Here is a 23209-nt window from a genome sequence, read left to right as displayed (position 1 = left end):
GGCCGGTGGAAACACCGGCCGTTTTTTTTAGGCGCTGTGCGCGTTAATTCGTTTCTTTCCGACGGCAAGTTGCGCACTGGATGATTGCCGTCAGCAATTGCGCTGGCGTATGCAAAGCGCCGTCATCCAGGAAGCGCCGCCAGCCCGAATAGTTCACCAGGTAGCGACTGGCGATGCCATTGAAACGCTTGATCCAGGTCTTGAAGCGGGCGTGCCAGCCATTGACGTTATTCAGGTGGATCGCGCCGCGCGCCTTGATCCCGGCGCGCAGATTGACCGCCTCGTGCGCGATACCGGCGTCGGCGGCAAAGGCCCGGTAAGCGGCCGCCGAATCGCTGATCAGCACCGCGTCCGGCGCCAGCACCGGCCGCAGGCAGGCGATGAGCTTCACGGCGCTGACCGGCCCGCGGCCAGTATGAAAGTCCAGTGTCCGCCGGCCCCGGTCGCGTGCGACGAGCAGGCACTCGTGCTCGCGGCTGATGCCGCGCCGCGTCGCCACGCCGCCGCGCCGCCGCGCGGGACGCGTCAGGTGGCGCGAGCCCTTCTGCGATTCGAGCAGATAGGTTTCGTCCGCCTCGACCATGCCTTCAAGGCGATCTGGACGCTTGCGCGCCGCGCCCGGCACGAAACGGTGGCGCCAGCGGAAGCTGGTGCTGCGGTGCACGCCGACGAGCTCGGCTGCTGCGCGGACCGTGCGCGAGTCGAGCACGCATTGCAGGTACGGTAGCCAGGCGGCCTTCTTGCGCAGGCGCGCCAGCGGCGTGTTCGTCAGCGCATTGAAGCTGCGCCGGCAAGCCAGGCAGCGCCAGCGCTGCAGGCCGCTGGCCGCACCGCAACGATGGACACGCGGACATTGGCAATGCGGGCAGCATGGGGTGGCCGCCGCCTGGGCGATGAGGTGCAGGCACTCGCCAGGGTGAACGATCGCCGCGATCCAGGCGCGCAACCTGGCTACCTCGTCGGTATGCAGGTGCAGGGAGGTCAGCGCGGCAAATACTTCTTCGAAGACCAAGCCTTGCATCATTGCCACCTGATGAGTTAACTCGACAGTGGCTGAGACCGGCGCGAATCGGAAAGGTTCGCATAACTAACGCGAACAACGCCTTTTTTTACTGTCAAAAGGAAGAGACCAGCTGCTGTAAGGATTTCCTGCGCACAAGCGGCGTGGGATAATGTTGGCTGTCGAGTTCGCTCGAACTCCGTTCTCCGGACCCGCTGTTCGCGCCGGTCCGCATCCATTAAAGGTGTTCCCATGATCGTTACGCGCCGCGCATGCGCCAGTCTTTCCACCCTCACCATGGCGCTGCTGCTGGCCGGCTGCGTCAGCGCGCCCCAGGGCCCGGTCACCCTCAATCTCGTGTCGCTCAACGACTTCCACGGCAACCTCGAACCTAGCCGCTACGTGCTGAAGCACGCCGACGGCAAGGAAGAAGTCATGCGCGCCGGCGGCGCCGAGGCGGTGGCCGCCGCGCTGCAAGCCTGGCGCAAGGAAGACAAGGACCTGCTGCTGGTCTCGACCGGGGACATCGTCGGCGCGAGCCCGGCGCTGTCCTCGCTGTGGGCCGACGAGCCGACCATCGAGGTGATGAATATGCTGAACCTGCGCGCCAGCGCGGTCGGCAACCATGAATTCGACGGCGGCCGCAAGGAACTGCTGCGCCAGCAGAACGGGGGCTGCGATTCGCCGTATCCGACCAAGGCCTGCAAGCTGACGCCGAACTTCGGCGGCGCCAGGTTCACCTACCTTGGCGCCAACGTGATCGACTCGGCCACCGGCAAGCCCGTGATCCCGGGCTTCAAGATCGAAGACGTGAAGGGTATCAAGGTCGGCCTGGTCGGCGTGGTGCTGAAGGACACGCCGAACATGGTGGTCGCGTCCGGCGTCGCCGGCCTGCGCTTCGGCGACGAGGCCGAGGCGATCAATGCCGCGCTGCCGGCGATGCGCGCGGCCGGCGCCCAGGTCATCGTGGCCCTGGTGCACCAGGGCGGCCGCACCGTGGAGTCGCCGCTGCAGGCGGGCTGCTCGCAGCTCAAGGGCGACATCGTCGACGTGGTGAAAAAGATCGACCCGGCGGTCAAGCTGGTGCTGACCGGCCATTCGCACCAGGGCTACCTGTGCGACGTCGATGGCCGCACCGTGACCCAGGCCGATACCGCCGGCCACCTCTTGACGCGCGTGTCGATGCAGGTCGAGCCGAAGACGGGGGCTGTCAGCAACCTCAAGGTGAATAACGTGGTGATGAAGCCGGGCGAGTATCCGCTTGATGCGAAGATGACGGCCTTCGTGGCGCAGGTGAAGGAGCGCAGCGAGCAGGCCTTGACGCGCCCGATCGCCAGGGTGGCGGGGGCGCCGGTGCTGCGCAGGACCAACGATGCCGGCGAGTCGGTGCTGGGCAATATGATCGCCGATGCGGCGCTCGACTCGGTGCGCGACCTCGGTGCGCAACTGGCCTTCATGAACAACGGCGGCATCCGCCGCGACCTCGAGGCCGGGCCCGACGGCACGGTCGCTTTCGGCCAGGCGCAGGTGGTCCTCCCATTCGGCAACACGACGGTCGTGATGGACTTGACCGGGGCCCAGATCCGCGCCCTGCTGGAACGCCAGTGGGCGGGCGGCGTCGATTCGAATTCGGCGGTGCTGCAGGTTTCGGAGGGCTTGAGCTATGCCTGGGATCCGAAGCGTCCGGCGGGCAGCCGCCTGGTGCCGGGCAGCCTCAAGCTGAATGGCAAGGAGATGCAGGACGGCGCCACCTACCGCATCGCCACCAACAACTTCCTGGCCGAAGGCAGCGACGGCTATCCCGAATTCGCCAAGGGCACGGCGCGCGTCGACACCGGCATGCGCGATCTGGACGGCTTCATCGCCTACCTCAAGAAGATCGAAGGGCAGGGCGCCATGGCGCCGGCTGCACCACGCATCCAGAAGATCAAGTAATCCCGCAGCACTGTATTGGACAAGGAATCACCATGAAAAAACTCGCATGCGTGCTGGCGCTGACCGGCGTCTTCACATCGGTGGCCGCGCCCCACGCCGCCGCCTGGGGCCGCGACGGCCACCGCGCCATCGGCGCGATCGCCGACCGGCTGCTCAAGGGCAGCAACGCCCAGAAGGAAATCGCCCAGCTCTTGCTGCCGGGCGAATCGCTGGCCTCGGTCGCCAACTGGGCCGACTGCGTGAAGGGCACCTACTGCGGCCCGCAGACGCCGGAGATGGTCGAGTACGTGGCCGGCAATCCACGCCACAGCGAATACCACTACACCAATGTGCCGTTCCAGCTGGACCACTACCATGAGCATGGCGTGGGCACGAGCGACGTCGACATCGTGCAGACACTGGAGCAGTGCATCGCCGTCTTGCAAGGCAAGCTTGATCCGGCGCTGAACCCGCACAAGTTCACCAAGCGCCAGGCGCTGATCCTCTTGGCCCACTTTGCCGGCGACATCCACCAGCCGCTGCACGTGGGTTCGGCTTTCGTTTCCAGGGACGGCCGGTTCGTGGTGCCGAAAAACCGCGCCGAGATCGACGAGACCCTGGTCTTCGATTCGCGCGGCGGCAACAACCTGCTGCTGGATAACGAGCGCCTGTCGGCCTTGTCGTCGGGCGTGATTCCGGCAGGCGAACCGGTGGTGGTCAAGGAAGGAGTGCCTTCGGCGCTGACCAAGCCGTTCCACTCCTACTGGGACAGCACCACGGTCGATTACGCCTTCCGCCGCATCAAGACCCGCACGCCGGAGCAGTTCGCCGACGTGGCCATCGCGAGCAAGCCCCATATCGCGCGCGCCAAGGGCGATGTCGCGACCTGGCCGGTGCAGTGGGTCGAGGACGGCCTGGTGTCGGCCAAGCTGGCCTACAAGGACGTGGTGCCGGGCAAGCTCACCCCGCAGACCAGCAAGAAGGGCGAGACGTATTACACCTTCGCGTTAGAGGTGCCGCAGAATTATCCGGTGCCAAGTTCCGAGATCGCCAAGACCCAGCTGGTCAAGGGGGGCTACAACCTGGCGGCGATGCTGCAGGCGATCTGGCCGTAATAACGGCGTGTGCGCCGCCCATCGCCGGACAGCTGCGGCGCACACGCATGTTCAAGAACCGGAAATATTGTTCAGGGTGTCCGTGCAAGCGCAATGTCTTGCCAGGCGTATCGGACAACTGCTTCACAGCATCAAAGAAGACGCCCTTCCAAAGCACGACAATGTTGTCGTGCCCCTTGATGAGTGCTTCGGTGCAGGACAGGTCGATGACCGCCACCGTCAGCGGCAAACCCAGTTTCCATGATGAGGCATGGGCTTCCTCGCCTAGTAACGCACGGTATCTTCATGGTGGCGGACAAACTCGGGCTCCTTGCAGGACTCGCCATTGAGCGAGACTTTGTCAGGCTCGACGATAAAGAGTTTCCCGACCAGCCGGGAGGCTTGCGTGTGGTCCGGCGCAGTGATATTCCAAGCATCCAGCATCCAGCATCCAGCATCCTGGTAATCGCCACGTTCCAAGGATATCGTCGTCCCCATGTGCAGTGACCCAGGCCAGGCCGGCGACCGTCATTGTCATGGCGTTGAACAGCCACTTCTCTCCTTCCGCATTCGAAGACGTGGGCCTGTACTGATGTGGAGATGGTCGTTTCCTCCCGCCTCACCGGCCCGGTATTCCTGTCCAACATAGCCATCCCGATCGGACTCGAAGATTTCCCATCTACCGGACGAGCGCCGAAATGCAGTTGAGTACCCTCAACGACCGATAGCCAGGGTCGATGGATCCGGCGCCGCTGACAATTGAATCGGGCGCACGTGCGTAGACTTGCCCCAGCCTCGGATAGAATCGCGTCAACCGACCAGATTCCGAGGCCAAATGCATCCCACCTTCCACGCCGCCATCGCGGCCGCATGCCTGATCCCCGCCGTCCACGCCAGCGCCCAGTCCACCGAGCCGGGTGGCTTGCCACTGTGGGAAGTCGGCGTGGGCGCCTTCGGCATCACTGCCCCGGCCTATCCTGGTGCGATCGAGCGCAATGACCGCATCCTGCCATTACCCTACCTGCTGTACCGCGGCGAAGTGCTGCGCGCCGACCAGTCGGGCATCGGAGCGCGCCTGTTTCGCTCCGACCGGCTCGAATTCGACGTGGGCCTGGCCGGTGCGCTGCCGTCCGACTCGGACGACGTCGATATCCGCGCCGGCATGCCCGACCTGGGCGCCCTGTTCGAATTCGGTCCGAGGTTGAAGATCCGGGTTGCGGACATCGACAGCACCAGCCGGTTACGCGCCGAACTGCCCCTGCGGGCGGTGATCGAAGCGCGCGGCGGGCTGCGGCGCCAGGGCTGGACCTTCGAACCCAAGCTGGCCTATGAAACGCGCGGCGAGCGCGGCTTGTGGAGCGTGGAAGGGAATGTGTCGGTCGTGTTCGGCGACAAGCGCATCAACCGCTACTTCTACGAGGTGCAGCCGCAGTATGCCAACGCGTCGCGCGCCGCCTACGGGGCCGATGCCGGCCTGATGCTGACCCGCGTCGGCCTGTTCGCCACCCGCCAGCTCAATCCCGATGTGCGGCTGTTCGGCTTCGTGCGTGTCGAGTCGTATGCCGGCGGCGCCAACCGCGACAGCCCGCTGCACCTCAAGAATACCGGCACCTCGGCCGGCATCGGCTTCGCCTGGACGCTGGCGCGGTCAAGCCGGCGTGCGGCCGGCTACGAGCCGATCGATCCGGTCACGCCATAAAAAACGCCGGGACCAGCCCGGCGTGAAGAGGAGACAAGCTGTTCGCGTCAGGCGGCCTGGCGCATCGTCAGCGCCGGGCGGGCGGCGCCCTCGAGGGATGGGCGGCCCGCTCGGGCACCGTCCTCGAAGCGGAAGGTCGACACCAGCTGCGCCAGTAACTGCGCCTGCTCGCGCATGGATGTCGATGCGGCCGCCGCTTCTTCCACCAGCGCCGCGTTCTGCTGCGTCACCTGGTCCATTTGCGCGATCGCCTGGTTCACCTGTTCGATGCCGGCCGACTGCTCCTGGCTGGCCATGGCGATGCCCGACATGATCGCCGTGACGCGGCCGATGCTGTCCACGATTTCCTGCATGGTCGCGCCGGCGTCCGACACCAGGCGGCTGCCTTCCTCGACCTTGGCGCTCGAGTCGCCGATCAGCGTCTTGATCTCCTTGGCCGCCGCCGCCGAACGCTGCGCCAGGTTGCGCACTTCGCTCGCCACCACCGCGAAGCCGCGGCCCTGTTCGCCGGCGCGCGCCGCTTCCACCGCCGCGTTCAGCGCCAGGATATTGGTCTGGAAGGCGATGCCGTCGATAACGCCGATGATGTCCGAGATCCTTTTCGATGAGTCGGTGATCGCGTCCATGGTCTGCACCACGCGGCCGACGGTCTCTCCACCGCGGCCTGCCACTTGCGATGCGGTCTGCGCCAGCGCATTGGCTTCGCGCGCGTTATCGGCGTTCTGCTTCACGGTCGAGGTCAGCTCTTCCATCGACGAAGCCGTTTCTTCCAGCGCGCCGGCCTGCTGCTCGGTGCGCGAAGACAGTTCGAGGTTGCCGGCCGAGATCTGGTCGGCCGCTTCGACGATGGTTTCGGTGCCACGCCGCACCTGGCCGACGATGCCCACCAGCTTGTCGTTCATGTCTTTTAGCGCGCCCATCAGTACGCCGGTTTCATTCGTGCCCTGGGCAACGATGCGGCTGCTCAGGTCGCCAGTGGCGACGGTCTGGGCGACCGCCACGGCCTGTTCCAGCGGGCCGGTGATGCGGCGGCCGATCCACCATGCGAAGACGGCGCCACCCAGCAGGGCGGCCGCGGCCAAGCCCAGCTGCAAGCGCAGATTGGCCGCGAAACCGTCGTCGATCTCGGCCGCATCGCTGGCGACGACACCTTGCTGGTATTCGACGATCGCGCGCAGGCTCCCGACATACGCCTCTACCCGGGGCAGCATATCGGCGGCGAGGAATGCATCGACCCCCGCCATGTCGCCGGCGGCCTTCTTCGCGAGCACGCTCTTGCGCGCGGCGCGGTAGCCTTCACGCTGCTCGTCGACCTTGGCGAACAAGGCCATCGCGGCCGGATCGCCGGACAGGTTCTCGACCAGGCCTTTGTGCAAGACGTCCGAGCGCTTGGACGAGGTGCTGATACCATCCAGGAAGTATTTTTCGTCTGCAGCGTCGGACATCTTGATGGCGGCGATCGTGCGCGCCGCATTGGTCTCGATGATGGCCTGCCATTCCTGCAGCATCGACAGGCGTTCCATGCTCTGACCGGTCAGCTTGTCGGTCAGATCTTCCGCCTTTTCCATCTGGACCAGGCCGATGCCGATCAGGAGCAGCATTGCGGCCAGCAGGGTCGCGAAGCCGGTGAAAAGCAGGCTGCGCAGCTTAATATTCTCAATTGCCATTGGTTCCTCTAGGTTTTACGATGCACTTGTCCGTGCGTTGCCGTAAGGAAAGTCAGTATTTTCGCAGAGTTGAGAGGTGCTGCCGAACCTGATTCGACGATTGATGAGAAATCGAACGCGATGCGTGGCGGAATCATCACGTCCAATATCAATCAGTTGATCTATGTGCGGCGTTGCGCGCAAGAAGGTGCCCGCAGAGCCTGAGAAGGACGAGAGCCTGCCCGCGGACGCGGGCAGGCGAGCCGCGTCTAGCGCGACTTGACGAAGGGCTTGCCCAGCGCCTTCGGCGCCACCGACTTGGCCATCAGGCCGGCCAGCACGACCACGGTGACGATGTACGGGATCATCTGGATCAGCGAACCCGGGATGCGGCCCACGACCGGCAGGTCGACGCCTTCGATCTGGATCTGCACGGCGGCGAAGAAGCCGAACATCATGCAGCCCAGCACCGTGTGCAGCGGACGCCAGTTGCCGAACACCAGGGCGGTCAGCGCCAGGTAGCCGGCGCCGGCCGACATGTCGCGCAAGAAGAAGCCGCTCTGGACGATCGACAGGTAGGCGCCCGAGAACGAGCACAGCACGCCGGCGATGATCATTGCCGTGTAGCGCGTGCGCTGGACCGAGATGCCGGCGGCGTCGGCCGCGTGCGGGTTTTCTCCGCAGGCGCGCAGGCGCAGGCCGAAGCGGCTGTGGAACAGCACCCAGTGCACGATCGGCAGCAGCGCGAACGCAAAATACACCAGCGGCGAATGGCCGCCGATCAGGCGCGTCCAGAACCAGCCGAGGCCCGGGATGTCGGCCACCAGGTCCGAGCCCGGCAGCACCACCGCCGACAGGCGCGCCTCACCCAGGTCGGGCGTGCGCCCGCCTTGCTGGAAGAAGTACTGGGCCACGACAAAAGTCAGGCCGCTCATGGCGATATTGATGGCGATGCCAGCCACCAGCTGGTTGCCCTTTTGCGTGATCGACACGAACGCCTGGACCAGGGCCAGCGCGCAGGACGCGAGGATGCCGGCGGCGATGCCGATCCACGGGTCCTGGTAGGTGTAGGCGACGCCGGCCGAAACGAAGGCCGAGGCCAGGATCTTGCCCTCGAGGCCGATGTCGACCACGCCGCTGCGCTCGGCGAACAGGCCGGCCATGGCCGCGAAGATCAGCACCGGCGCATTGCGGATGGTCGAGACGACGATACTGGCGAACTGGAAGTCTTCCATGGCTTATCCCTTGCTGCTACGAGTGGCGTTGATCAGTTTCAGCAGCGCCGGTCCATACATGTTTTCCATGGCGCCGCAGAACAGGATGATCAGGCCCTGGATGAAAATGAAGGTCTCTTGCGGGATGTTCGGTTTTTCCAGCGACAGGTCGAAACCGCCCTGGATCAGCGCGCCGAACAGCACCGACGACAGCAGGATGCCGACCGGATGCTGGCGGCCCATCAGCGCGATCGCGATGCCGATGAAGCCGGCGCCGGCCGGGAAATTCAGGCTCAGGTAATGGGTCGAGCCGAGGATCGAGTTCACCGCCGCCAGGCCGGCGAGGGCGCCCGAGATCAGCATCGCGACGATGATGGTGCGGCTGATGCGCACGCCGGCATAGTGGGCGGCGTGGGCATTCAGGCCGGTCGCCTGCAGCTTGTAGCCCCAGCTCGAACGCGACACCGCGACCCAGTACACGACCAGTGCAACGAGCGCCAGGATGAAGGCCAGGTTCAATGGGGTATTCTCGCCGAAGAACGGCAGCCAGGTCGACAGCTGCGGGATCGCGGCGGCATCCGAGAACACGCGGCTGGCCGGGTTCTGGTCGCCCTCGGGGATCATGTACTTGACGATGATGAAGTTCATCAGGCCGGCGGCGATGAAGTTGAACATGATGGTCGTGACCACCACGTGGCTGCCGCGTCTGGCCTGCAGGTAGCCGGGCAGGAAGGCCCAGGCCGCGCCGAACAGCGCGCTGGCGACGATCGCCAGCGGGATCAGCAGCCAGGCCGATAGACTGGCGTCGAACGCCAGCATGGCCAGGGTCAGGCCCAGGCCGCCCAGGTACATCTGGCCCTCGGCGCCGATGTTGAACAGGCCCGCCTTCATCGCGATCGACACGGCCAGGCCGGTGAAGACAAAAGTAGAGGCGTAGAACAGCGTGTAGCTCAAGCCTTCCGGATTGATCACGGCGCTGTTGACGAGGATCTGCAGCGATTCGATCGGGCTCTCGCCCAGCAGGTGGATGACCAGCGCGGCGACCAGCAGCGCGGACAGCAGGTTCAGGACCGGCAGGACAAAGCCCGAGGCCCAGCGTGGAAGTTCAGTCGTTTTCATGATTTGTGCATCCCGCCCATCAGGAGGCCGATGCGGGTGGTGTCGAATTCGTCAATATGGAGTTCGCCGGTGACGCGGCCGCCCGACATCACGACGATGCGGTCGGCCAGCGCGCGCACTTCTTCCAGCTCGGTCGACACCAAGAGGATCGCCACGCCTTCGTCGCGCAGGCGCAGCAGCTGGGTGTGGATGCTTTCGATGGTGCCGATGTCGACTCCGCGGGTCGGCTGGCCGACCAGCATCAGCTTCGGCGCGCTGGATACTTCGCGCGCGATCACGACCTTCTGCTGGTTGCCGCCGGATAGCAGGCCGATGCGCACATTGGGGTCTTTCGGACGCACGTCGAATTGCTCGAGCAAGTGAGCGCAGCGCTTGGCGATGGCGTCGAAGTCGAACAGGCCGACGCCGCGGGTGACACGGTCCTGGTAGCCGAACACGGTGTTCTGCATGACCGAGAAATCCTTGATCACGCCGTCGCGCAGGCGGTCTTCCGGCACGTGGCCGATGCCGAGGTCGCGAAACGCCGCGGGCAGGCCGTCGGCGTTCGCGCGGCCGGCGAAGGGCAGGGCCTTGCCTTCCATCGTCACGTTGCCCGAGGTCGGCAGGCGCATGCCGGACAGGATTTCCATCAGCTCGCTCTGGCCATTGCCCGAGACGCCGGCAATCGCCACGATCTCGCCTGCGCGCACGTTCAGGGAGATGTCGGCCAGCAGCTGGACGCCGTTCGCGTCCTTCAGTTGCAGGTGTTCGACCTGCAGCACCGGCGCCCCGGGAGCGTGCGGCTTGCGCGGCAGGTTGCCCTCGATCGGGCGCCCCACCATCATGTTGGCGAGTTGTTCCTTCGAGGTGTCGCGCGTGGCGACGGCGCCGGCCACACGGCCCGCGCGCATCACGGTCACCTGGTCGGTAATCTCCATGATCTCGCCCAGCTTGTGGGTGATCAGGATGATGGTCTTGCCCTGTTCCTTGAATAGTCGCAGGATGTCGAACAGCGACGCGATCTCTTGCGAGGTCAGCACCGCGGTCGGCTCGTCCAGGATCAGGATCTCGGCGCTGCGGTAGATCTGCTTGAGGATCTCGACGCGCTGCTGGGCGCCGACCGACAGGGTCGAGATGACCGCCAGCGGATCGACGTCGAGGTGGTAGCGGGTGCAGATCTCGCGCAGCTTGGCCTCGGTCTCGACGCGTTTCTTCGAGAGCTTGAAGCCGCCTTCGGTGCCGAGCATCACGTTATCGAGCACGGTCATGTTCTCGACCAGCATGAAGTGCTGGTGGACCATGCCGATGCCCAGGTCGATCGCTTCCAGGCTGGAGCGGATCCTTTGCTCGGCGCCGTTGATGACGAGCTGTCCGCTGTCGGCGTGGTAGTAGCCGTACAGGATGCTCATCAGGGTGGATTTGCCCGCGCCATTTTCGCCGATCACGCCATGGATCGAGCCCTTGGCGATCGAGAAGCTGACTTCGGCGTTCGCCTGCACGGGCCCGAAGGCCTTGCTGATGTTGCGAAATTCTACGGCTGGCTGCATTGCGATCTGTCGTAAATATATGTGTGCTTATCATTCAAAAGCGCGCCGGGCCGGTGGGAGCCGGCGCGGCGCGCTTCGAATGGAAATAAAAAGATCAGACCGGGCAGCTGCTGCCTGCGCGGTAATCGATGACCTTGATCTTGCCGTTGATGATGTCGGTGCGCACGGCGTTGACGCGCTTTTCGATCTCTGGCGTGACGACCTTGCGGTTGTCCTTGTCCAGTACCCAGTCCACGCCGCCTTCCTTCAGGCCCTTGTAGTGCACGCCCGATTTCCAGGTGCCGTTCTTGACGCCCATGAAGGAGTCGTACACGGCCACGTCGACGCGCTTGACCATCGAGGTCAGCATGGTGCCCGGATGCAGGTAGTTCTGGTTCGAATCGACGCCGACCGCCAGCTTGCCCTGCTCCTTGGCCGCCTGCAGCGTGCCCATGCCGCTGCCGCCGGCCACCGCGAACACGACGTCGACGCCGCGCGCGAACTGGGCGCGCGCCAGTTCGCCGCCCTTGGCGGGATCGTTCCAGGCGGCGGCGGTGGTGCCGACCATGTTCTGGACGATTTCTGCCTTCGGCGCCTGCGCCTTGGCGCCCTGGCTGTAGCCGCAGGCGAAGGCGCGGATCAGCGGGATGTCCATGCCGCCCACGAAGCCGAGCTTCTTGGACTTGGAGGCCATCGCGGCGGCCACGCCGACCAGGTAGGAGCCTTCCTGTTCCTTGAACATCACCGATTCGATGTTCGCGCCTTGCGCGACGCTGTCGATCAGCACGAAGCGCACGTTCGGGAATTCACGGGCGACTTTTTGCACGGCCTGGGTTTGCGAGAAACCGATGGCGGCGATCATGTCGACCTTCTTGCGCGCCAGCCCGCGCATGACCTGCTCGGCCTGGGTATCGCTATTGGCCTGGACTTCGAACACCTTGACGCCGGTCTCTTTCGAGAAGCGCTGCAGGCCCTCGAAGGCCGACTGGTTGAACGACTTGTCGAATTTGCCGCCCGCATCGTAGACCATGCCGAGCTTCGGCTGCGCGATCGGACCTGCTGCCGGCGCGGCCATGGCACTGCCGGCGACGCACAGCGCCGCGATGGTGATGCTGAGTTGCTTAAATTTCATCAATGGGCTCCTGGAATAGCGGTATTGTACCCGCGGCGTGTCGTCCGATGGGTAAGGGCTGCGCAAGTTGCGACCTCGAGCGGTATGGCGGGAGAAGACACTACGCGCTGCGCGATTGTGTCAGCCCGGCGATCCGCTGGGGGTGACGATTTGTTTCTGGCGACTATTTTCTCAGCAGATGGGCTTCTATGTAGCACGGCCACAACGGGCTGCGAGGGTCGATTTGGCTGACGTCGGGTCGAATTTAGCAATAATATGAGCAAACTCACGCCATCTCAGCGCAAGCTGTCGAATATGCATCAACCTACAAGTTGATGACAAATACGATTTTACTAGCCAATTTATTCGTTGGAAATATAACTGCTGACAACTTTCAGCAATTATTTTGTCGCGAGGACAAAGTCGGCCGCTGTGGGAACCGCCTCGGCGGGCGGTTCGGCACTGGCCACGGCGTCGGCCACGGCCGCCGCCGCCGCCGGCGTCACCGGCTGGTTGAACTGGCGCGTGAGGAAACCGGCGATCAGGTCCTGGGTCGCCTGCAGATAGGGGATGTTCATGTGGTCGGAGTCGGGAACGATGTCGTCCGCCACCAACTGGCCCAGCTTGGCCACCAGCAGGTCGGTGTGCGTATGCGGCACCACGTCGTCGCTCGACGCGCGCAGCACATAGGTCGGCGCCTTGAGCGAGGGCGCGTACTTGATCGACTCGAAACGGTGCTGCAGCAGGTATTCGATCGGCATCACGCGAAAGCGCCGCTTGGCGATCGCCAGGATCGAATCGTAGGGCGTGATCAAGACCACCGAGTGGGCCGGACGCTCCTTGGCGACCTGCACCGCGACGCCGGAACCCAGGCTGCGGCCGATCACGGCGATACGGTGCGGATCGACCTGGCCGCGGGTGGCAAGCCAATCGTACAGCAGGCAACCGTCTTCGATCATGTGGATTTCGGCCGGCACGCCCTGCGACTCGCCATAGCCGCGGTAATTCATGGCCAGCACGGTCATGTTGGGAAACAGCTTGCCGGCGTCGCGCACGACCCAGGACACTTCTTCGGAACGGCCGCCGAAATACAGCACCGCCGGGCGCGGACCTGGGATGGTGGGCGTCATCAGCCAGCCGGAAAGGCGGGTGCCGTCAGCGGCGCGCAAGACCACGGGGCGGGTGCGGTGACCGCTGCTGCGCGGGCTTTGCACCTCGCGCTCGAGCGTCGGGTTGAAGACCAGGCGGCGCTGGTTGGCGGCCACGGCAGCTGTCAGGCCCAGCCACAGCACGCTGGCAAAGCCCGTGATCCCCGCCGCCATCTTCTTCGACATATCCATGACCGACAGTCTACGCCAGCTGCTGAGTTTTGTTTGTGTGACACCTCGCTCTGCCGACTCGCCCATGCGGGACGGGTTAAAAGGTTGTTTTAAGCCAACATCGAACCGGTCCTGTCAGGCCGTGCGCGGTGTGTGCGTTTGCGGTTACGATAGAGGCTCGTTGATCACCATCCCGGAGACGCCGTGCATTACCTGTTGACGTATGACCTCGCCCCCGACTACCTCGAACGTCGCGCAGAGTTTCGCGACGCGCACCTGAAGCTGGCCTGGGAGGCGCAGGAACGCGGCGAACTGGTCCTGGCCGGCGCGCTGGCCGAGCCGGCCGATCATGCGGTGCTGGTGTTCGATTGCGAGACGGCCGAAGCGGTGCAGCTGTTCGCGGCGCGAGACCCGTACGTTACCCACGGCCTGGTACGCGCCTTCCACGTGCGCCAGTGGAATACGGTCATCGGCGACCTGGCCAGCAACCCGGTACGGCCGGGCTGAATCTTTACGCGGCCTTGCCGGATTAACACACCACATGGAGTAAGATCCTCGGCTTGTCGAATCTTGCCGGGGAATCCATGCAATCTGCTATCAATCTGTGGCCGCTGCTCGGCGTGGTCGTCGTCGTCGCCGGTTTTTTGCTGCGGGCCAACCCTGTGCTGGTCGCCGTGGCCGCCTGCGGCGTCACCGGCGTGGCGGCCGCCATGCCCGTCATCACCCTGCTCGAGTCGCTCGGCAGCGCCTTCGTCAAGACGCGCAACCTGCCGTTGATCCTGTTGTTGCCGCTGGCGGCGATCGGCCTGCTCGAACGCTTCGGCCTGCGCGAACAGGCGCAATCCGTGATCGCCAGGGTGCGCTCGGCCACCGCCGGGCGCCTGCTCATCGTCTACCTGTTCGCGCGCGAAAGCACGGCCGCGATGGGCCTGACCAGCCTGGGCGGCCACCCGACGATGGTGCGGCCGCTGGTCGCGCCGATGGCCGAGGCGGCGGCCGAAACGCAGCACGGCGGCCTGCCCGAGCGCGTGCGCCACCGCATCCGCGCCATGTCGGCCGCCACGGATAATATCGGCCTGTTCTTCGGCGAAGACATCTTTGTCGCCTTCGGCGCCATCGTCCTGATGCACACCATCCTGCAGGCCGAGGGCATCGAGGTCAATCCGCTGCACATCGCGCTGTGGGGCATCCCGACCGCGATCACGGCCTTCGTGATCCATGCCTGGAACCTGCGCCGCCTGGACGCCGAGATCGAGCGCGAAGTCCAGGCCGAGGTCAAGCTGAAAGCGGCTGCCGCGAAGGATGCGCCATGACCCTCACCATCGAACATTTCTACATCCTGGTCGGGCTGCTGTTGTCGGCCGTGGCCATCATGAACCTGGTGGACCGCAGCAATCCACGCCGCTACACCACCGCGCTGTTCTGGGGCCTGTATGCCTTGCTTTACCTGGCCGGCGAGCGCATGGCGCCGGCCTGGGTGGGCGCCCTGATGATCGGCATGGCGCTGCTGGCCGGCTTCGGCGGGGTCAAAGCCGGCGCGCCGAAGACACTGGGCCCGGAACAGCGCCGCGCCAGTGTCGCCCGCCTGGGCAACCGCATTTTCATCCCGGCGCTGCTGCTGCCGCTGGTGACCGTGATCGGCGCCACCGTGTTGAAGGATGTCCGGTTAGCGGGGTCGCCGCTGCTCGACCCGGCCCACCTGACCCTGGTCAGCATGGGTTGCGGCGCCGTCGTGGCCCTGGTCGCCGCCTGCTGGCTGACGCGCGCCACGCCGCTGCAGGGCGTGCGCGAGGCGCGGCGCCTGGTCGACGCCATGAGCTGGGCGGTGGTGCTGCCGCACATCCTGGCGGTGCTAGGACTGCTGTTCTCGGAAGCCGGCGTCGGCAAGGCGGTGGCGCACCTGACGACCACGTATATCGGCATGGATTCGCGCTTCGTGGCGGTGGCCGTGTACTGCGTCGGCATGGCGCTGTTTACGATCGTGATGGGCAACGGCTTCGCCGCCTTCCCGGTGATGGCGGGCGGCGTGGGCATTCCGGTCCTGATCGGAATGTATGGCGCCAACCCGGCCGTGATGGCGGCGATCGGCATGTTCAGCGCCTATTGCGGTACCCTGATGACACCGATGGCGGCCAACTTCAATATCGTGCCGGCGGCGCTGCTCGAGCTGCCCGACAAGAATGCGGTGATCCGCGCCCAGATACCGAGCGCGCTGCCGATCCTGACAGCGAATATCTTCCTGCTCTATTTTTTGATGAATCTGTGAGGCCGTGATGATCAAGACCGTACTGCTGACCGGCTTCGAGCCGTTCAATGGCGCCACCATCAACCCCGCCTGGGAAGCCGTACGGGCGCTCGAAGGCTGGGAAGGAGAACACTTCCGGGTCGAGGTGCGCCAGTTGCCCTGCGTGTTCGGGCAGGCGATCGAAGACCTTGTGGCCATGGTCGACGAACTGCATCCCGACGTCGTGATCGCCGTCGGCCAGGCCGGCGGCCGGCCCGACATCTCGATCGAGCGGGTGGCGATCAACGTCGACGACGCCTCGATTCTCGACAATGGCGGCCAGCAGCCGGTGGATGCGGCGATCGCGGTCGATGGCCCCGCGGCCTATTTTTCGACGCTGCCGGTCAAGGCGATCGTGCGCGCGCTGCGCGACCGGGGACTGGCGGCCGGCGTGTCGCAGACCGCAGGCACCTTCGTGTGCAACCACGTGTTCTATGGCCTGATGCACCATGCGGCGCGCCAGCCGCAGCCGCAGCCCGTCAAGGCCGGTTTCATCCACGTGCCCTTCCTGCCGGAGCAAGCGGCCGCGCGGCCGGATGCGCCGCCATCGATGGCGCTGGAAGACATCATTGCCGGCATCAAGCTGGCGGTGGAGACGACCGTGAACGTCGACCTGGACGTGCGCGAAGTGGGCGGAGCCACGCACTAGGCCACAGGCCGAATCGCACCTGCCGTTTGTGGGTACGATAAATCTGACAAAGGAAGAGTCCATCGGCTGGCACCATTGCTGAGCACTTGGTGAATAAAATACGTTCACTGCGTGTCAAGCGAGAGATGATGAAGGCCTGGGCGGTAAATACATCAAGAAAGCTGCGGGAAGGAAGCTACTGCGGACGATGCAGTGCCCACAGCGGACTGCGCAAGCATGTGCGCAGCCAGACCTGCAATGGTCATCCTCCAGGGACGGGAAGCGCCGAACTGGAGGTGACCTGCCGACGCATTCGTCGCCAGCAGATCGCGTAGCGCCCTTCGCCACTGACCGCGAACGAGGTGCTCATTGCGCCGACCAGGGCCACCATCTCGGCTGAACCGGCCAGCGCCAGCAATACGTCGCCGCGATCGACACGGCCTTGTGCAAGCAGCCCGCCCGATCCGCCAGTTCGGTCGCCGTCGCGTCGCGTTCGAGCGCCGTCCGGGTCAACTGGGCGATGAACGTCGCGTCATCCAGCCCGGCCGACGGTTTCATCACCAGCGATGAACCGTCGGCGATGTCGGCCAGCGACACGCCGCCTTCGGAGCGCTTGATCCGACGTCATACCAATACCGAGGCAACAGGCCTTCAACTGACTGGAATCATGCTGGCGCCAGCGATTCGAGCACTTCAACGCAGCTTGATATGGCTGACCGCCTTCTCATCGCGCACGACGAATGCCGCATCCTCGAAACTCGGCGGTCCGAAGCGGCCCCGTGCATCGCGGCTGAAGGCGTAGCGCTCTTTGGGGATGCCCAGCACGTTGCGATCGAGTTCCCCGTTATCGTTCTCGTCCTGGTACGACAGCACGGCCCAGTTGCCGGGCGGCACATTGTCGACGGTCACGACCGTTTCGCCTTGCAGCGCCCGGGCCGACGCCGAATGCGGGCAATCCTTCAGGAAGGTCGCCTTGTCGCAGATGGCGACGCGCACCATGCCTTTGGGAGGGCTCGTGACGCCCTGGACCCTGACTTCGATCGACGCGGCCGAAGCGAGGCTGGCCGCGCCTGCGCCCGCTGCCAGGATGAGGATACGGCCCAGGGTACGATGAATCGACTGCATGAAAACTCCATAGATTAAGGGTGAATCGTGTTTGACCATCCGTATGGTGCTGCTGCGCAACCGTGCGGAGGCCTCGTCGTGATAGGCTGTGGACATCCTGTTTCCGTGTTCCCGAACCCACTATCATGCTTGCCAATGCGCTCATCGTCCTTGCCACCATTGCGTTCATGGAAGTATTTTCCATCGTCGCGCACAAGTACGTGATGCACGGCTTCGGGTGGGGCTGGCACCGCTCGCATCACGAGCCGCGCACCGGCTGGTTCGAGAAGAACGACCTGTACGCCGTAGTATTCGCCGGCGTCGCCATCGCCCTGATCTGGTACGGCACGCGCGGTTATCACCCGCTCGAATGGATCGGCGCTGGCATGACTGCCTACGGCGGCCTGTACTTCATCGCCCACGACGGCCTGGTGCACCAGCGCTGGCCGTTCCGCTATGTGCCGCGCAGCGGCTACCTCAAGCGGCTGTACCAGGCCCACCGCATGCACCATGCGGTGGAAGGCAAGGAGGGCACCGTGTCGTTCGGCTTCCTGTACGCGCCGCCGGTCGCCAAGCTCAAACGCCAGTTGCAGGCGCAGCATGGTCAGGTGCGCCGTCCGCGCGGCCAGGACGCAGCCACAGATCGCGCCGCCGCGGCCGCGCCGTCGCTGCCCGAGCAGGGCTGAGGCGCGACGCCAGCGCCTGGGCCCCACCCAGGGCCAGCAGGCGCAGCTTGGCCGCCTTCGAGGTGCCCACCCGTTCGTCCCAGGCGCGCGCGCCGCGCCGCTTTACTTCGATCCCGATCTGGCGATACACATTGCGCGCGGTGGCGATCGCCCAGGCCGAGCGCAGGGGCAGGGCGGCGATGCCCAGCGTGGCCGATTCGTAATACGGTTCGGCATGGTCGACCAGGCGCGCAGCGACCGTGGCCAGGGCCTCGCGGTGGCGCGGCAGGGCCACGTGGTCGGGCGGGATGCCGGCTTCCAGCAGCCACTCGGCCGGCACGTAGCAGCGGCCGATTTTCGCATCGTCGATGATGTCGCGCGCGATGTTCGTCAGCTGGAAAGCCAGCCCCAGGTCGCAGGCGCGATCAAGCACCAGCTCGTCGCGCGCGCCCATGATCGAGGCCATCATCAGGCCGACCACGCCGGCCACGTGGTAACAGTAGCGCATGGTGTCGTCGATGGTGCGGTAGCGCGCCTCGCCCACGTCCATCGCGAAGCCGGCCAGGTGGTCGAAGGCATAGCGCGGCGCGATCGCGTGGCCGAGCGCCACTTCCTGGAAGGCGGCGAAGGCCGGCACGCGCATCGACTCGCCCGCATAGGCGCGCCGGGTGTCGTCGTACAGGCGATCGAGCTCGAAGGTGGCGCCGAAGGCGCTCGGCGTGGCGGCGGCGAAGCCCAGCTCCTGGCCGTCGACCACGTCGTCGCAGTGGCGGCACCAGGCGTACAGCATCAATACGCTGCGCCGGGTGGCGGGCGGGAACAGCCGGGCGGCCGCCGCGAAGCTCTTGGAGCCCACCTCGATGGTCTGGGTCGCGTGCTGCATCAGGTCGGCGCCGGCGTGGGCGCCGGTGTTCATGGTCATGCGAGGACTCCTTCCAGCATCAGGCCGGCGGTCGCCTTGGCCGAGCCGATCACGCCCGGCACGCCGGCGCCGGGATGGGTGCCGGCGCCGACCAGGTACAGGTTGGGCACTTCGGCGTCGCGGTTGTGTGGGCGGAACCAGGCGCTTTGCGTCAGGATCGGCTCAAGCGAGAACGCCGAACCCAGGTGGGCATTGAGTTCGCTGCGGAAGTCGTTCGGCGTGAAGATGCGGCTGGTCACCAGCTGGCTGCGCAGCCCCGGCATATAGCGCTGCTCGAGATAGTCGAAGATACGGTCGCGGTAGCGCGGGCCTTCGGTCTCCCAGTCGATCGGCGCATTGCCCAGGTGCGGCACCGGGGCCAGCACGTAGTGACTGCCGCAGCCGGGCGGCGCCAGCGAGGGATCGGTGACGCAGGGCGCGTGCAGGTACAGCGAGAAATCGTCGGCCAGCTTGTCGCCGTTAAAGATATCCTTGATCAGCTCGCGGTAGCGCGGGCCGAAGCAGACCGTGTGGTGCTGCAGCTGCTCGTGGTGCTTGTCGAGGCCGAAGTACAGCACGAACAGCGAATTGCTGAAGCGTTTCTTTTTCAGCGCCTCGCCCTGGCTGCTGCCGCGGCCGTGGTTTTTCAGCAGGTCGGCGTAGGTGTGCACGACGTCGGCGTTGGATGCGACCGCGTCGGCCATGAACCAGCGGCCGTCTTCCAGCCGCACGCCGCTGGCGAGGTTGCCGGCGGTCTCGATGCGCGCCACCGATGCGTTCAGTTCCAGCTTGCCGCCCATGTCCTCGAACAGGCGTACCAGGCCGCGTACCAGGGCGCCGGTGCCGCCGCGCGGGAACCACACGCCCCAGCGCCGCTCCAGCGCATGGATCAGGGTATAGATCGACGAGGTGGCGAACGGGTTGCCGCCCACCAGCAGCGAGTGGAACGAGAACGCCTGGCGCAGCTGCTCGTCCTTGACGAAGCGCGACACCATGCCGTACACGCTCTTCCAGGCTTCGAGGCGCGCCAGTTGCGGGCCGGCCTGGATCATGTCGCGGAACGAGAGGAAGGGCACGGCGCCCAGCTTCAGGTAGCCCTCGTCGAACACCGCCTTCGAATAGGCCAGGAAGCGCTGGTAGCCGGCCACGTCGGCTGGATTACGCGCATGGATCTGGCGGTCGAGCGCTTCCTGGTCGTTGGCGTAGTCGAAGTGGCTGCCGTCTTCCCAGCACAGGCGGTAAAAAGGCGCGACCGGCAGCATCTCGACATAGTCGCCCATCTTCTTGCCGCACAGCGTAAACAATTCCTCGATCGCCGATGGATCGGTGATGACGGTGGGACCGGCATCGAACACGAAGCCCTGGTCTTCATAGACGTAGGCCCGACCGCCCGGCTTGTCGCGTTTTTCGAGCAGCGTCGTGTGCATGCCGGCGGCCTGCAGCCGGATGGCCAGCGCCAGGCCGCCGAAGCCGGCGCCGATGACGACGGCGCGTTTCGGTTCGATTTTCATCTGGTTCATTCTGCGGTCCTGATTTGATAGGGGTGAGTCTTGCGGACGGCGTCGAAGGCTTCCATGACGGGTACCGGCGGCTTGCCGGTCAACAGGCGCGCCTTGTCGCCCAGATGCAGCCGGCCGGCGTAGAAGCGGGCGATCAGCGGCGCGGGCAGGCGATAGAAGCGCTGCATCACGCGCCAGCGGTGATCCGGGCTGCCGGCCAGGAACAGCATGCGGTTGAGCATGCGAAAGAAGCGCTGTTCATTCCAGGCGTGCCGCGCCTGGCCGCGGATGGCGGCGAACAGCGTCGGCGCCGACAGGTCGGGTAGCTGGGCGATGCGTTCGGCCAGGCGCACCGCGTGCGGCAGCGAGTAGCCGGTGGTCGAATGAAACAGGCCGGCGCGCAGGCCGACGCTGGGCTGGCCCTGCAATTCATCCCAGTAGCGCTCGAAGTCGCCCGCCAGCACGATCGGCAGCGAGCCCTGTTCTTCGCGCAGCACTTCGCGCACCCGCCAGCCGCGTCCCTGCACATAGCTGGCGATGTTGGCGCGCAGCCGCTCGGGTTCCCAGGCGGCGTTGTCGACATAATGCGTGTCTTCGACCAGCACGCGATCCGGCCCGAACGGCAGCAGGTAGACGAAACGGTAGCCGCCTTGCTGGGCCACGCCGGCATCCATGATCACCGGGGCCGACAAGCCATGGGGGGCAGAGAGCTGCATCTCCTGGCCGAGGAAGGTCTGGTAGCCGAGCGCGAGGTGGGTGCTGGCGCGCATGCCGCGACCGTCGATGACGGCGTGCGCCTGCAGGGTTTCGCCACTGGCCAGGCGCACGCTGGTGGGTGTCACCGCGTCGATCCACACGCCGGTGCGCAGCGCGGCGCCGAGCGCCGGCGTGACCACTTGCGCCAGGTCGTCCGAGGCGATGCTGGCGTAGGCGCCGTCCAGCGTACGGGTAAGTTCGGGAAACACCACGTCATAGCGCGGCCAGCGGTGCGTCACCAGCGGTGCGATCCAGTGCAGCTGCGCCGCATCGAGGTCGGTTTCATGGAAGGACCAGGTATGGTTGCCGCCCAGGCGCGTGCCCTGCTCGAGCACCAGGATGCGCAGATGCGGGCGCTCGGCGCGCAGGCGCCAGGCAATCAGGCTGTTGGCCAGGCCACCGCCGGCCAGGATCAGGTCGTAGTCGACCGCGTTGCGCTCACCCATGGCTGGCCATCCTGTGTGGCGCCGGTTGCAGGCCGAGCACGGCTTCGATGATGTCGGCCGCACGCGGCGCGCCGCCGGCTTCGCGGATCTGGTCGGCCAGCGGCGCCATGCGCGCCTTGAAGCGCGGTTCGTCCAGCAGACGGCGCAGCTTGCGCGACAGTTCGTTCACGCTGGCGAAACGGGGCGAAGCGCGCAGGCCGACGCCGGCATACTCGACGCGGGCGGCGGCGCCCGGATGGTCGAAGGCGATCGGCAGCGCCAGGATCGGCGTGCGGGTGGCGACGGCTTCCATCACGGTGTTGGCGCCGGCATGCGAGATGACGGCGTCGGCCCGCGCCAGCACGGCCAGCTGGGGCACGAAGGCGTGCACGCGGGTGTCGCCGATGGCTTCCAGCGCCCGCACCTGCGCTGCATCCAGCCCGCCGCAGTGGGCGACCAGCAGCTGCGCGCCCTGGCGCTGGCAGGCTTGCGCAATGCGCTTGAACAGGCCGAAGCGCTGGCTGACCAGTGTGCCGAGCGAGGCGTAGACGAAAGGCCGCTGGCTCGACACGGGCGGCAGCAGCGTCGCGAACTCCTGCGCGTCCAGGCCCGGTGCGACCGTGCCCGAGTGCAGCGGGCCGACATGGTGAAAATGCGGCGGCAGCGCGCGGCGGGGGAAGTCGAAGCCAGGCACGATCTGCGCGACCTGGGCCAGCGGCGACAGGCATTCGTGCAGTTTTCCGCGCGGGCTCAAACCGAGCTGCTCGGCCGCGGCGGCGATGGCGCGTTCGTGCGGCCGCATCATCCAGTCGTAGACCATGGTGCTGCCTTCGACGATCTTGAAGGCGCGCTCGCTGTCCTCATGCATGAAGGGCATCACGGGCAGCGGGATGCCCGGCTCGCGGTTGACCGGCAGCGCGCAGGCGACCGACACGAACGGCATGCCGAGGCTTTCGGCCACCAGGCCGCCGGCCGCTTCCATCTGGTCGGCGAGCAGGTAGTCGACCTGCAGTCCGCGCAAGGCGGCCGGCAGTTCGCGGCACAGCATCGTGGTGCTGGCCGCCATGTCGAGGATCACGCGGCGCAGGCCCAGCGGCGAGCCGGGATTGGCGACCCTGGCGAGCATCGCCGGCAGCGAGCCGACCGGATGGGTGTCGCTGCCGACCGCATGGAAGCCGATGCGTGCATCCTTGACGTAGTCGATGGCGTCGGGGCGGTGCACGAAGGTGATGCGGTGCCCGCGCGCGACCAGTTCGCGCGCCAGTACCGATAGCGTGTTGAAGTGGCTGTAGAGGGCCGGAGCGACGACCGCGAAATGCGCCATGC

At 65.8% G+C, this 23209-nt stretch carries 22 protein-coding genes; 8 read left to right on the top strand and 14 right to left on the bottom strand.

Annotation, left to right across the window (positions count from 1 at the left end):
• Nucleotides 1–43: 43 nt before the first annotated feature.
• A complete protein-coding gene (locus tag AC56KW_RS06560) occupies nucleotides 44–1021 on the bottom strand; it encodes an IS1595 family transposase (protein ID WP_497170225.1) in 978 nt (325 codons plus the stop codon).
• A 231-nt stretch (nucleotides 1022–1252) separates the two neighbouring features.
• Between AC56KW_RS06560 and AC56KW_RS06555 the strand changes: the two genes are divergently transcribed.
• Together AC56KW_RS06555 and AC56KW_RS06550 are read left to right on the top strand one after the other, a co-directional pair.
• Complete coding sequence (locus tag AC56KW_RS06555; protein ID WP_497169935.1) at nucleotides 1253–2935, top strand: bifunctional metallophosphatase/5'-nucleotidase; 1683 nt, start codon at nucleotides 1253–1255, stop codon at nucleotides 2933–2935.
• Between the two features lie 32 nt (nucleotides 2936–2967).
• Entirely contained in the window at nucleotides 2968–4029 is a 1062-nt protein-coding gene (locus AC56KW_RS06550) for a S1/P1 nuclease (protein ID WP_497169934.1), read from the top strand.
• A 264-nt stretch (nucleotides 4030–4293) separates the two neighbouring features.
• On the opposite strand, the gene AC56KW_RS06545 is transcribed toward AC56KW_RS06550, so the two are convergent.
• Complete coding sequence (locus AC56KW_RS06545; protein ID WP_497169933.1) at nucleotides 4294–4488, bottom strand: hypothetical protein; 195 nt, start codon at nucleotides 4486–4488, stop codon at nucleotides 4294–4296.
• A 355-nt stretch (nucleotides 4489–4843) separates the two neighbouring features.
• Here AC56KW_RS06545 and AC56KW_RS06540 point away from each other — a divergent pair, with 355 nt between their 5' ends.
• Nucleotides 4844–5707: a MipA/OmpV family protein gene (locus AC56KW_RS06540; RefSeq protein WP_497169932.1), complete on the top strand. Its 864-nt coding sequence runs from the start codon at nucleotides 4844–4846 to the stop codon at nucleotides 5705–5707.
• 47 nt (nucleotides 5708–5754) lie between these two features.
• On the opposite strand, the gene AC56KW_RS06535 is transcribed toward AC56KW_RS06540, so the two are convergent.
• The 6 genes from AC56KW_RS06535 to AC56KW_RS06510 all read right to left on the bottom strand — a co-directional run bounded on the left by AC56KW_RS06535 (nucleotide 5755) and on the right by AC56KW_RS06510 (nucleotide 13642).
• The gene (locus tag AC56KW_RS06535) at nucleotides 5755–7374 is read right to left on the bottom strand and encodes a methyl-accepting chemotaxis protein (protein WP_497169931.1); all 1620 of its coding nucleotides are present in this window, start codon (nucleotides 7372–7374) and stop codon (nucleotides 5755–5757) included.
• 248 nt (nucleotides 7375–7622) lie between these two features.
• Nucleotides 7623–8588, bottom strand: a complete 966-nt coding sequence (locus AC56KW_RS06530) for an ABC transporter permease (RefSeq protein ID WP_497169930.1) — start codon at nucleotides 8586–8588, stop codon at nucleotides 7623–7625.
• A 3-nt stretch (nucleotides 8589–8591) separates the two neighbouring features.
• On the bottom strand, nucleotides 8592–9686 hold the full coding sequence (locus tag AC56KW_RS06525; protein ID WP_497169929.1) for an ABC transporter permease: 1095 nt from the start codon (nucleotides 9684–9686) through the stop codon (nucleotides 8592–8594).
• Nucleotides 9683–11212: an ABC transporter ATP-binding protein gene (locus tag AC56KW_RS06520; protein WP_497169928.1), complete on the bottom strand. Its 1530-nt coding sequence runs from the start codon at nucleotides 11210–11212 to the stop codon at nucleotides 9683–9685. Before AC56KW_RS06520 ends, AC56KW_RS06525 begins: the two co-directional genes overlap by 4 nt.
• Before the next feature lie 94 nt (nucleotides 11213–11306).
• Nucleotides 11307–12323, bottom strand: a complete 1017-nt coding sequence (locus AC56KW_RS06515) for a BMP family lipoprotein (protein WP_497169927.1) — start codon at nucleotides 12321–12323, stop codon at nucleotides 11307–11309.
• A gap of 380 nt (nucleotides 12324–12703) precedes the next feature.
• A complete protein-coding gene (locus AC56KW_RS06510) occupies nucleotides 12704–13642 on the bottom strand; it encodes an alpha/beta hydrolase (RefSeq protein WP_497169926.1) in 939 nt (312 codons plus the stop codon).
• Nucleotides 13643–13825: 183 nt separating this feature from the next.
• Between AC56KW_RS06510 and AC56KW_RS06505 the strand changes: the two genes are divergently transcribed.
• The 4 genes from AC56KW_RS06505 to pcp all read left to right on the top strand — a co-directional run bounded on the left by AC56KW_RS06505 (nucleotide 13826) and on the right by pcp (nucleotide 16554).
• On the top strand, nucleotides 13826–14128 hold the full coding sequence (locus AC56KW_RS06505) for a YciI-like protein (protein WP_497169925.1): 303 nt from the start codon (nucleotides 13826–13828) through the stop codon (nucleotides 14126–14128).
• 77 nt (nucleotides 14129–14205) lie between these two features.
• Nucleotides 14206–14934, top strand: a complete 729-nt coding sequence (locus tag AC56KW_RS06500; RefSeq protein WP_497169924.1) for a DUF969 domain-containing protein — start codon at nucleotides 14206–14208, stop codon at nucleotides 14932–14934.
• Entirely contained in the window at nucleotides 14931–15887 is a 957-nt protein-coding gene (locus AC56KW_RS06495) for a DUF979 domain-containing protein (RefSeq protein WP_497169923.1), read from the top strand. The genes AC56KW_RS06500 and AC56KW_RS06495 overlap by 4 nt, the downstream gene beginning before the upstream one ends.
• 10 nt (nucleotides 15888–15897) lie before the next feature.
• The gene (gene pcp, locus AC56KW_RS06490; protein ID WP_497170224.1) at nucleotides 15898–16554 is read left to right on the top strand and encodes a pyroglutamyl-peptidase I; all 657 of its coding nucleotides are present in this window, start codon (nucleotides 15898–15900) and stop codon (nucleotides 16552–16554) included.
• Nucleotides 16555–16899: 345 nt separating this feature from the next.
• Here the strand turns inward: pcp and AC56KW_RS06485 are convergent, their stop codons facing one another.
• Nucleotides 16900–17130, bottom strand: coding sequence for a hypothetical protein (locus AC56KW_RS06485; RefSeq protein ID WP_497169922.1), 231 nt, complete (start codon nucleotides 17128–17130; stop codon nucleotides 16900–16902).
• Between the two features lie 96 nt (nucleotides 17131–17226).
• Nucleotides 17227–17658: a DUF2141 domain-containing protein gene (locus AC56KW_RS06480; RefSeq protein WP_497169921.1), complete on the bottom strand. Its 432-nt coding sequence runs from the start codon at nucleotides 17656–17658 to the stop codon at nucleotides 17227–17229.
• Between the two features lie 125 nt (nucleotides 17659–17783).
• On the opposite strand from AC56KW_RS06480, the gene AC56KW_RS06475 reads away from it, so the two are divergent.
• On the top strand, nucleotides 17784–18323 hold the full coding sequence (locus tag AC56KW_RS06475; protein ID WP_497169920.1) for a sterol desaturase family protein: 540 nt from the start codon (nucleotides 17784–17786) through the stop codon (nucleotides 18321–18323).
• On the opposite strand, the gene crtB is transcribed toward AC56KW_RS06475, so the two are convergent.
• From crtB to AC56KW_RS06455, 4 genes are read right to left on the bottom strand one after another with little or no spacing between them, the layout of a single operon-like run.
• The gene (gene crtB / locus AC56KW_RS06470) at nucleotides 18214–19224 is read right to left on the bottom strand and encodes a 15-cis-phytoene synthase CrtB (protein WP_497169919.1); all 1011 of its coding nucleotides are present in this window, start codon (nucleotides 19222–19224) and stop codon (nucleotides 18214–18216) included. The genes AC56KW_RS06475 and crtB overlap by 110 nt on opposite strands.
• Nucleotides 19221–20723: a phytoene desaturase gene (locus AC56KW_RS06465; RefSeq protein WP_497169918.1), complete on the bottom strand. Its 1503-nt coding sequence runs from the start codon at nucleotides 20721–20723 to the stop codon at nucleotides 19221–19223. The genes crtB and AC56KW_RS06465 overlap by 4 nt, the downstream gene beginning before the upstream one ends.
• The gene (gene crtY, locus AC56KW_RS06460) at nucleotides 20720–21904 is read right to left on the bottom strand and encodes a lycopene beta-cyclase CrtY (RefSeq protein ID WP_497169917.1); all 1185 of its coding nucleotides are present in this window, start codon (nucleotides 21902–21904) and stop codon (nucleotides 20720–20722) included. Before crtY ends, AC56KW_RS06465 begins: the two co-directional genes overlap by 4 nt.
• Nucleotides 21897–23207, bottom strand: coding sequence for a glycosyltransferase (locus AC56KW_RS06455; RefSeq protein WP_497169916.1), 1311 nt, complete (start codon nucleotides 23205–23207; stop codon nucleotides 21897–21899). Before AC56KW_RS06455 ends, crtY begins: the two co-directional genes overlap by 8 nt.
• Nucleotides 23208–23209 lie beyond the last annotated feature (2 nt).

The organism is Telluria sp. RT2P19, assembly GCF_059685725.1.
Note: the sequence above shows the minus strand (reverse complement) of the source record. Positions and strands in the feature narration are given on the sequence as shown.

Bases quoted from the DNA above. Each gene is read 5' to 3' on its own strand.
- AC56KW_RS06560 (WP_497170225.1), bottom strand. From the start codon at position 1,021: ATGCAAGGCTTGGTCTTCGAAGAAGTATTTGCCGCGCTGACCTCCCTG.
- AC56KW_RS06555 (WP_497169935.1), top strand. From the start codon at position 1,253: ATGATCGTTACGCGCCGCGCATGCGCCAGTCTTTCCACCCTCACCATG.
- AC56KW_RS06550 (WP_497169934.1), top strand. From the start codon at position 2,968: ATGAAAAAACTCGCATGCGTGCTGGCGCTGACCGGCGTCTTCACATCG.
- AC56KW_RS06540 (WP_497169932.1), top strand. From the start codon at position 4,844: ATGCATCCCACCTTCCACGCCGCCATCGCGGCCGCATGCCTGATCCCC.
- AC56KW_RS06535 (WP_497169931.1), bottom strand. From the start codon at position 7,374: ATGGCAATTGAGAATATTAAGCTGCGCAGCCTGCTTTTCACCGGCTTC.
- AC56KW_RS06530 (WP_497169930.1), bottom strand. From the start codon at position 8,588: ATGGAAGACTTCCAGTTCGCCAGTATCGTCGTCTCGACCATCCGCAAT.
- AC56KW_RS06525 (WP_497169929.1), bottom strand. From the start codon at position 9,686: ATGAAAACGACTGAACTTCCACGCTGGGCCTCGGGCTTTGTCCTGCCG.
- AC56KW_RS06520 (WP_497169928.1), bottom strand. From the start codon at position 11,212: ATGCAGCCAGCCGTAGAATTTCGCAACATCAGCAAGGCCTTCGGGCCC.
- AC56KW_RS06515 (WP_497169927.1), bottom strand. From the start codon at position 12,323: ATGAAATTTAAGCAACTCAGCATCACCATCGCGGCGCTGTGCGTCGCC.
- AC56KW_RS06510 (WP_497169926.1), bottom strand. From the start codon at position 13,642: ATGGATATGTCGAAGAAGATGGCGGCGGGGATCACGGGCTTTGCCAGC.
- AC56KW_RS06500 (WP_497169924.1), top strand. From the start codon at position 14,206: ATGCAATCTGCTATCAATCTGTGGCCGCTGCTCGGCGTGGTCGTCGTC.
- AC56KW_RS06495 (WP_497169923.1), top strand. From the start codon at position 14,931: ATGACCCTCACCATCGAACATTTCTACATCCTGGTCGGGCTGCTGTTG.
- AC56KW_RS06480 (WP_497169921.1), bottom strand. From the start codon at position 17,658: ATGCAGTCGATTCATCGTACCCTGGGCCGTATCCTCATCCTGGCAGCG.
- AC56KW_RS06475 (WP_497169920.1), top strand. From the start codon at position 17,784: ATGCTTGCCAATGCGCTCATCGTCCTTGCCACCATTGCGTTCATGGAA.
- crtB (WP_497169919.1), bottom strand. From the start codon at position 19,224: ATGACCATGAACACCGGCGCCCACGCCGGCGCCGACCTGATGCAGCAC.
- AC56KW_RS06465 (WP_497169918.1), bottom strand. From the start codon at position 20,723: ATGAACCAGATGAAAATCGAACCGAAACGCGCCGTCGTCATCGGCGCC.
- crtY (WP_497169917.1), bottom strand. From the start codon at position 21,904: ATGGGTGAGCGCAACGCGGTCGACTACGACCTGATCCTGGCCGGCGGT.
- AC56KW_RS06455 (WP_497169916.1), bottom strand. From the start codon at position 23,207: ATGGCGCATTTCGCGGTCGTCGCTCCGGCCCTCTACAGCCACTTCAAC.